This window comes from Pseudomonas edaphica (assembly GCF_005863185.1).
GTDB lineage: Bacteria > Pseudomonadota > Gammaproteobacteria > Pseudomonadales > Pseudomonadaceae > Aquipseudomonas > Aquipseudomonas edaphica.
In genome coordinates, this window is the sequence record NZ_VBVZ01000330.1 from 1 (window position 1) to 6,912 (window position 6,912).

5 protein-coding genes are annotated in these 6,912 nt (G+C 60.2%); 2 read left to right on the forward strand and 3 right to left on the reverse strand.

Going from position 1 to position 6,912, the window contains the following annotated elements:
- Positions 1-76 precede the first annotated feature (76 nt).
- Positions 77-841: a GntR family transcriptional regulator gene (locus FEM54_RS20305; RefSeq protein ID WP_017134778.1), complete on the reverse strand. Its 765-nt coding sequence runs from the start codon at positions 839-841 to the stop codon at positions 77-79.
- A gap of 215 nt (positions 842-1,056) precedes the next feature.
- Between FEM54_RS20305 and FEM54_RS20310 the strand changes: the two genes are divergently transcribed.
- Positions 1,057-2,247 carry a benzoate/H(+) symporter BenE family transporter gene (locus FEM54_RS20310; protein ID WP_017134777.1) on the forward strand — a complete coding sequence of 397 codons (1,191 nt, stop codon included), beginning with the start codon at positions 1,057-1,059 and terminating at the stop codon, positions 2,245-2,247.
- Positions 2,248-2,283: 36 nt separating this feature from the next.
- On the opposite strand, the gene FEM54_RS20315 is transcribed toward FEM54_RS20310, so the two are convergent.
- Positions 2,284-2,628, reverse strand: coding sequence for a YggL family protein (locus tag FEM54_RS20315; RefSeq protein ID WP_017134776.1), 345 nt, complete (start codon positions 2,626-2,628; stop codon positions 2,284-2,286).
- 236 nt (positions 2,629-2,864) lie between these two features.
- Here FEM54_RS20315 and dacB point away from each other — a divergent pair, with 236 nt between their 5' ends.
- Entirely contained in the window at positions 2,865-4,325 is a 1,461-nt protein-coding gene (dacB, locus tag FEM54_RS20320) for a D-alanyl-D-alanine carboxypeptidase/D-alanyl-D-alanine endopeptidase (RefSeq protein WP_017134775.1), read from the forward strand.
- 107 nt (positions 4,326-4,432) lie between these two features.
- On the opposite strand, the gene FEM54_RS20325 is transcribed toward dacB, so the two are convergent.
- The gene (locus FEM54_RS20325; RefSeq protein ID WP_099548808.1) at positions 4,433-6,817 is read right to left on the reverse strand and encodes a sensor domain-containing diguanylate cyclase; all 2,385 of its coding nucleotides are present in this window, start codon (positions 6,815-6,817) and stop codon (positions 4,433-4,435) included.
- Positions 6,818-6,912: the final 95 nt, after the last annotated feature.

Below are 6,912 nucleotides of genomic sequence, written 5' to 3' on the forward strand. Positions count from 1 at the left end.
GTGATGCTATCGCAGGCAAGCCAGCTCCCACACAAGCCCGGTTCCCACATTTTTAGTCCCAGGCGAACCTGGAACATCACAGTTTGACTGAAGAACGCCCTGGCTTCTTGGTCTGCAGCAAATGCGAGAACACCGCGTGCAAATCATCCGACGCGCTTTCCTCGTCGAGGTTGAGCTTGCTGTCGATGTGATCCATATGGTGCATCATCAAATTCACTGCCAGCGTCGCGTCGCGTGCTTCGATCGCATCGATCAGTTGGGTGTGCTCATCGTAGGAACAGTGCGAGCGGTTGCCGCTTTCGTACTGGGCGATGATCAACGAGGTCTGCGACACCAGGCTGCGCTGGAAGCTGATCAGCGGTGCATTCTTCGCCGCTTCGGCGAGCTTCAAGTGGAATTCGCCGGAGAGGCGGATACCGGCACCGCGATCACCCCGTGAAAAGCTGTCGCGCTCATCGTTGACCATCTGGCGCAACTCGGCCAGTTGCTCGGCCGTGGCGTGCTGCACCGCAAGCTCAGTGATCGCCCGCTCCACCAGCCGCCGGGCGAGAAATACCTGGCGCGCCTCTTCTACACTCGGGCTTGCCACCACCGCACCACGATTGGGCCGCAGCAGCACCACGCCTTCATGGGCCAGGCGCGAGAGCGCGCGGCGGATGATGGTGCGGCTGACGCCGAAGATTTCGCCCAGTGCTTCTTCACTCAATTTGGTACCGGGCGCCAGGCGTTGTTCGAGGATCGCCTCGAAGATATGCGCATAGACGATATCGTCCTGGGTTCCGCTGCGACCAGCCTTGCCGGCTCGCGGTTGTTTCTTGAGAGGTTGCAACTGTTCGTTCATGGGCACTCGGGGTTTGGAGAACGGCGGCGAATTAACGGTAATACGTCAACAGCGTGTTGCTGGCAAGTATCACCTAAAAACAGGGCACATTGTACACAACCCAGTGCGCCAACACACTGTACGGCTATTTGCGGCGGCGGCTGTATTGCAATGAGTGGTTACGTTTGAGTTTAGGCTTGAATTCGCTTTTTCCCAGGTAAAAGGAACACCTCGCCATGACCGACGCCACTCAAGCGCCCTTGCGCCCATTGGCCGACACTTCTGCGTCGGCCGTCGTCGCCGGCTTCATTGCCATGATGACCGGCTACACCAGTTCCCTGGTGCTGATGTTCCAGGCCGGCCAGGCAGCCGGTTTGACCACGGCGCAGATTTCTTCGTGGATCTGGGCGATCTCTATCGGCATGGCGGTGTGCAGCATCGGCCTGTCGTTGCGCTATCGCACGCCGATCACCATTGCCTGGTCCACGCCCGGCGCCGCGCTGCTGATCACAAGCCTGGGTGGAGTAAGTTACGGCGAGGCCATCGGCGCCTACATCACCTGCGCGGTGCTGGTCACGCTCTGCGGGCTGACCGGCAGCTTTGAAAAACTGGTCAAGCGCATCCCCGCCTCATTGGCGGCCGCCTTGCTGGCGGGGATTCTGTTCAAGATCGGCAGCGAGATTTTTGTCGCCGCGCAACATCGCACTGGCCTGGTGCTGGGGATGTTTTTCACCTATCTGATCATCAAGCGCCTGTCGCCGCGTTATGCAGTACTGGCCGCGCTGGTAATCGGCACCCTGTTGTCAGGGCTGATGGGTTTGCTGGACTTCAGCGGTTTCCACCTGGAAGTGGCAACACCGGTGTGGACCACGCCGCACTTCTCGCTGGCGGCGACCATCAGCATCGGTATCCCGTTGTTTGTGGTGGCAATGACCTCACAAAACATGCCCGGCGTCGCCGTGTTGCGCGCTGACGGCTATACCGTACCCGCCTCGCCGTTGATCACCGCAACAGGGCTGGCCTCGCTGGTGCTGGCGCCCTTTGGCTCCCACGGCATCAACTTGGCGGCCATCAGTGCAGCCATCTGCACCGGGCCACATGCCCATGAAGACCGCAACAAGCGCTACACCGCGGCCGTCTGGTGCGGGGTGTTCTACGGGATCGCCGGGGTGTTCGGCGCCACCTTGGCGGCGTTATTCGCAGCGTTGCCCAAGGAACTGGTGCTGTCGATTGCGGCCCTGGCGTTGTTTGGCTCGATCATCAATGGTTTGAGTATCGCCATGAATGAGCCCAAGGAGCGGGAAGCGGCGCTGATCACCTTTATGGTCACCGCGTCTGGCTTGACGCTGTTTTCCATCGGCTCGGCGTTCTGGGGGATTGTGGCGGGGGTGTTGACGCTGTTGATTCTGAATTGGCGCAAGGCATAAAAAAACGGCGACCCGAGGGTCGCCGTTTTTTTAGTATCACTTAGCCGCGTTGATCGGCTTTTCCGGATACCACACGTCCAGCAGTGGGCTGACTTCAGCGCTTTTCAGCTCGCTGCGGCCTTTGAGCCAGCTTTCAACAGCTGCGCGTTGCTCTTCGTTGACCGAGCCACGCTTCTGCAGGCAAACCAGACCGAAGTCATCGCCGCCGACATAGCCCAGACCATTGGCTTCCATGGCTTCTTTGATGAATGCTTCGAGGAAAGCATCGGTAGCTTCTTCACTCAGGTCTTCTTTGAAGTCCAGGTTCAGTTCGAAACCCAGCTCTTGAAATTCATCAACGCACAGTTTTTTGCGCAGACGCTGGGAACGGTTAGTCGCCATTGGAACAATCCTCTTAAGTAATAACGGCCGGCACTTTAGCAGTTTAAGCCGACCTTTGCCCGACTCTATGGGACGGGCGGCCATTGGTCTGCAAAAAAACCCGAAATACCCGCTATCGTTCAGCTACAACTGGATCCACCTTGGGGCATAATGCCGACACTTTCGTGACCAATGAGTGATTTTCTTCCATACCCCTCACCTTTTTCACCCTTCTCAGCAGTAGGGTTTTATTCCTTATGATCAACTCTTTTCGTTCAGTACTCTTTGCCGGTTTTCTTCTACCTCTGGCTTTTTCCGTCACCGCCGCGCCGATCAACAACAGCCTGCCGCCAAATGTTCAGCAGGCACTGCAGAAAGCCAAAATACCCAATACTTCGCTGTCGTTGGTGATGCTGCCCCTCACCGGGCCCGGCACGCCGACCGTGTTCAACGCTGATGTTTCGGTTAACCCGGCCTCCACCATGAAGCTGGTCACCACCTACGCGGCCCTGGAAATGCTCGGCCCCAACCACCAGTGGAAGACCGAGTTCTACACCGACGGCACCCTCAGCGGTGGCGTGTTGCGCGGCAACCTCTACCTCAAGGGCGGCGGCGACCCCAAGCTGAACATGGAAAAACTCTGGCTGTTGATGCGTGACCTGCGCGCCAATGGCGTACAGCAAGTCACCGGCGACCTGGTGCTGGACCGCAGTTTCTTCAATCAGCCGCAATTGCCTGAATTCAATGACGACGGCAACGACGAGAACAAGCCGTTCCTGGTCAAGCCGGACGCCCTGCTGGTCAACCTCAAGGCCCTGCGCTTTGTCACCCGCAATGACTCGGGCCGGGTGATCGTCTCGGTCGAGCCGCCGATTGCGAGCATCCGCATCGACAACCAGGTCAAAGTCTCCAACGCCAAGCAATGCACCGGCGATGTGCGCTACAGCCCGGTGACCGCCGCCGATGGCAGCGTGACCGTGACGGTCAGCGGCCAGTTGGGCGATGGGTGCAGCTCGCAGACCTACCTGTCGCTGCTCGACCACGCCACCTACACCGCCGGCGCCGTGCGTGCGATCTGGCAGGAGTTGGGCGGTACCATCCAGGGCCGTGATATCCAGGCACCAGTGCCCAAGGACGCTAAAGTGCTGGCTCGTGCGTTCTCGCCGGACCTGGCGGAAATCATCCGTGACATCAACAAATACAGTAACAACACCATGGCCCAGCAGTTGTTCCTGAGCCTGGGCGCGCAGTTCCGCAACGACGCCGATGGCGACGACGCCAAGGCCGCGCAACGCGTGGTGCGTCAGTGGCTGGCGAAAAAAGGCATCACCGCGCCGCACCTGGTGATGGAGAACGGCTCCGGCCTGTCCCGCGCCGAACGCGTCAGCGCCCGCGAAATGGCGGCCATGCTGCAAGCGGCGTGGAAAGGCCCGTACTCGGCGGAATACATCAGTTCGCTGCCGATTGCCGGCACCGATGGCACCATGCGCAAACGCCTGAAAACCACGGCTCTGCGCGGTGAGGCTCACGTCAAGACCGGCACCTTGAACACCGTGCGCGCCATTGCCGGGTTCAGCCGCGACAACAATGGCAACACCTGGGTGGTGGTGGCGATACTCAACGATTCGAAGCCATGGGGGGCTTCTTCGGTGCTCGATCAGGTGCTGCTGGACCTGTATCGCCAGCCGAAGCTGACAGCCGCAGCGCCCGTTTTGTAATTGATCGTTCCCATACTCCGCGTGGGAACGCAGCCTGGGACGCTCTGCGTCCCAAAGCGTGACGCAGAGCGTCACAAGAGGCATTCCCACGCAGAGCGTGGGAACGATCAGGCGCGCAAGCGCTCGGCCTCCACCCGGTCACGGCCCGCCTGCTTGGCCACATACACCGCCGAGTCCGCGCGCAGCAGCAGCCCGTCAATCCCTTCATCGATCCGCCAACTGGCCACACCGAAGCTGGCGGTCACCACGCCCACCACCTCCATCGGTTCGGTGCGCAGCGACTGCCACAACTCCATCGCCAGGCTATAAGCCTGCTCGGCATCGGTATGCGGGCACAGCACCACAAACTCTTCGCCGCCCAAACGACAAAACACATCCGTGCGGCGCAAGCGCCGGCCGATGCGTTTGCACACTTCCTGCAACACCCCATCGCCCACCGCATGCCCGTGCTGGTCATTGATGCGCTTGAAGTGATCAATATCGAGCATGATCAACGACAATGTGCCCTTGGTTCGGTTGAGCCGCAGCATCTCGGCCTTGAGGCGATCCTGAAAATAACGGCGGTTATGAATGCCCGTCAGCGAGTCGGTAATCGACAGCGCACGCAGCTCCTCTTCGACCCGCTTCAGATCGGAGATATCCGACACGTAGCCATGCCACAACGTGCCACCGCCGGTTAACTCCTCCGGCGTGGCTTCGCCGCGAATCCAGCGCAGGCCGCGTTGCGGCAACACCACCCGGTACTCTTCGCGCCAATGGCTCAACTGCAGCGCCGACAGCCGAATCGACAGGCGCACACGCTCCACGTCTTGCGGATGAATGCGTTCGAACACCTTGTCCGCGTCTTGCTGCAGTACGCCCGTGTCGATTTCATAGATATCGCGCATACCATCGCTGGCATAGATGAAACGCCCCTTCCCCTTGGGTTCGAGGGTGAACTGAAAAATCCCGCCAGGCACGTGGGCACTGAGCTTTTTGAGTAGTCGGTCGCGCGCGGCCAACGCCTCGTAGGCGCGTTTTTGTTCGGTCACATCCATGTAGATCGCCAGGTGCCCGATCCACAGGCCGTAGTCGTCCAGCAATACGGTGGTGAGCATATTCACCGTCAGGTAGCGGCCATCCTCGCGCAGTAATGTCCACTCGCGCGCCTCGTGCAGATTGTCCGGGCTTTCCACCAGCATCGCCTGGCTCGCCGGAATACGCTTGCCCAAGGCCACGCTCAAACTGGCCGCGCGCGCTTCGAGTTCCAGGGCCAGATGCAGGCTTTCCAAGGTCAGTCGCCCCACCACCGCCTCGGATTTGAACCCGAGCATTTTCTCGGCACCGGCATTGAAGGTGTTGATCACACCCCGCAGGTCAGTGGCAATGATCGCAACATGGGTGGCGGCGTTCAGCACACTGCGCAATTGCCCGTGGGCTGCGCGAAGCTCCTGCTCACGCAGGTGCAACTGCTGCGTGCGTTGTTCCACCAGCTTGAGCGCGCGCTGGCGCTGGCTGACCAACACATACAGCAACGCACTGAGCAGCAGGCTGAGGAGCACGCCCATTGCCAGTATGGTGTGCATCGACGAGTGATTGGCCTGGTCGAACACCTGGCTGGCGCGAACGCTCAAGGCATACACATGGTCGCCGAGGGTGAGACGACGCGTGGCAACAAGGCCGCTGTCGCCCACCGCGTTGCTGGACGCGTACAGCACGCGCTGCTGCGTGTCGGAAGTGTCGACGATCTGCATCACCAGGTTGTCGCGGCTGGGCTTGGGCAAACCATCGGCGACCAGTTGGCGCATGCTGATCACTGCCATCACATAACCATGGGGCTCGGTGTCGACGGGTTTGCTCACGGGCGCCACCAACAAGACGCCGGCGGCATAAGCCGGTTCTACGCCCACCAACTGCATGGGCTGGGACACCGCAGGCCGGCCGCTTTTCTGCACCCGCTCAAGCACCGAACGACGCAGTGGCTGGGCCAACAGATCGAACCCCAAGGGCGAACCCAGCAAGCTTTGGGTCTGGCTGTACAGCACCGGCACATACTCGTCGCGCTCGGGCGCCGGCGCCAGTTCACCCGAAGTGTTCAATTCTCTAATGGCGAAAGGTGTACCACGCTGACGCGAGATTTCCTGTTCAAAAGCGTTGCGCTGTTCGCGAAATATACGCGGCGCCCAGGCATAGGCGCGGGCGCGCAGAAGCAAAGGCTTGGCGAAACCATCGAACTCGGCGCGGGACACGTCACTGGAATTGACGAAGAAACGCTGCAGGCTGGCCAGGCGTTGCTCCTGGTCTTCGAACCGCTCCTGAAGGCGGGTGTAGCGCTCGTTGACCAATAACTGGAAACGCTGGCGCACTTGCTGTTTGTAGAGGTCGGCGGCCGCCCAGGCGACGATGACCGTCAGCGCTCCACCTGCCAATAACACCACCAATGCCACCAGCCAAGCCGACGCCTGCTCACTGATAAAGCCTAGTATTTTCGGGCGAACGGCTTGCATCGGCATAGGCAACACTCACAACGCCAGCGTGCGGGGGGTGTCACTTTGGCTAGGCGTTAAGTTATAACCATGAGGCCGGTGTTTGACCAGTGCAAAAAAGC

What these genes read in the sequence shown, in the direction of transcription:
- FEM54_RS20305 (WP_017134778.1), bottom strand. Translation starts at nt 841, where the DNA reads ATGAACGAACAGTTGCAACCTCTCAAGAAACAACCGCGAGCCGGCAAG.
- FEM54_RS20310 (WP_017134777.1), top strand. Translation starts at nt 1,057, where the DNA reads ATGACCGACGCCACTCAAGCGCCCTTGCGCCCATTGGCCGACACTTCT.
- FEM54_RS20315 (WP_017134776.1), bottom strand. Translation starts at nt 2,628, where the DNA reads ATGGCGACTAACCGTTCCCAGCGTCTGCGCAAAAAACTGTGCGTTGAT.
- dacB (WP_017134775.1), top strand. Translation starts at nt 2,865, where the DNA reads ATGATCAACTCTTTTCGTTCAGTACTCTTTGCCGGTTTTCTTCTACCT.
- FEM54_RS20325 (WP_099548808.1), bottom strand. Translation starts at nt 6,817, where the DNA reads ATGCCGATGCAAGCCGTTCGCCCGAAAATACTAGGCTTTATCAGTGAG.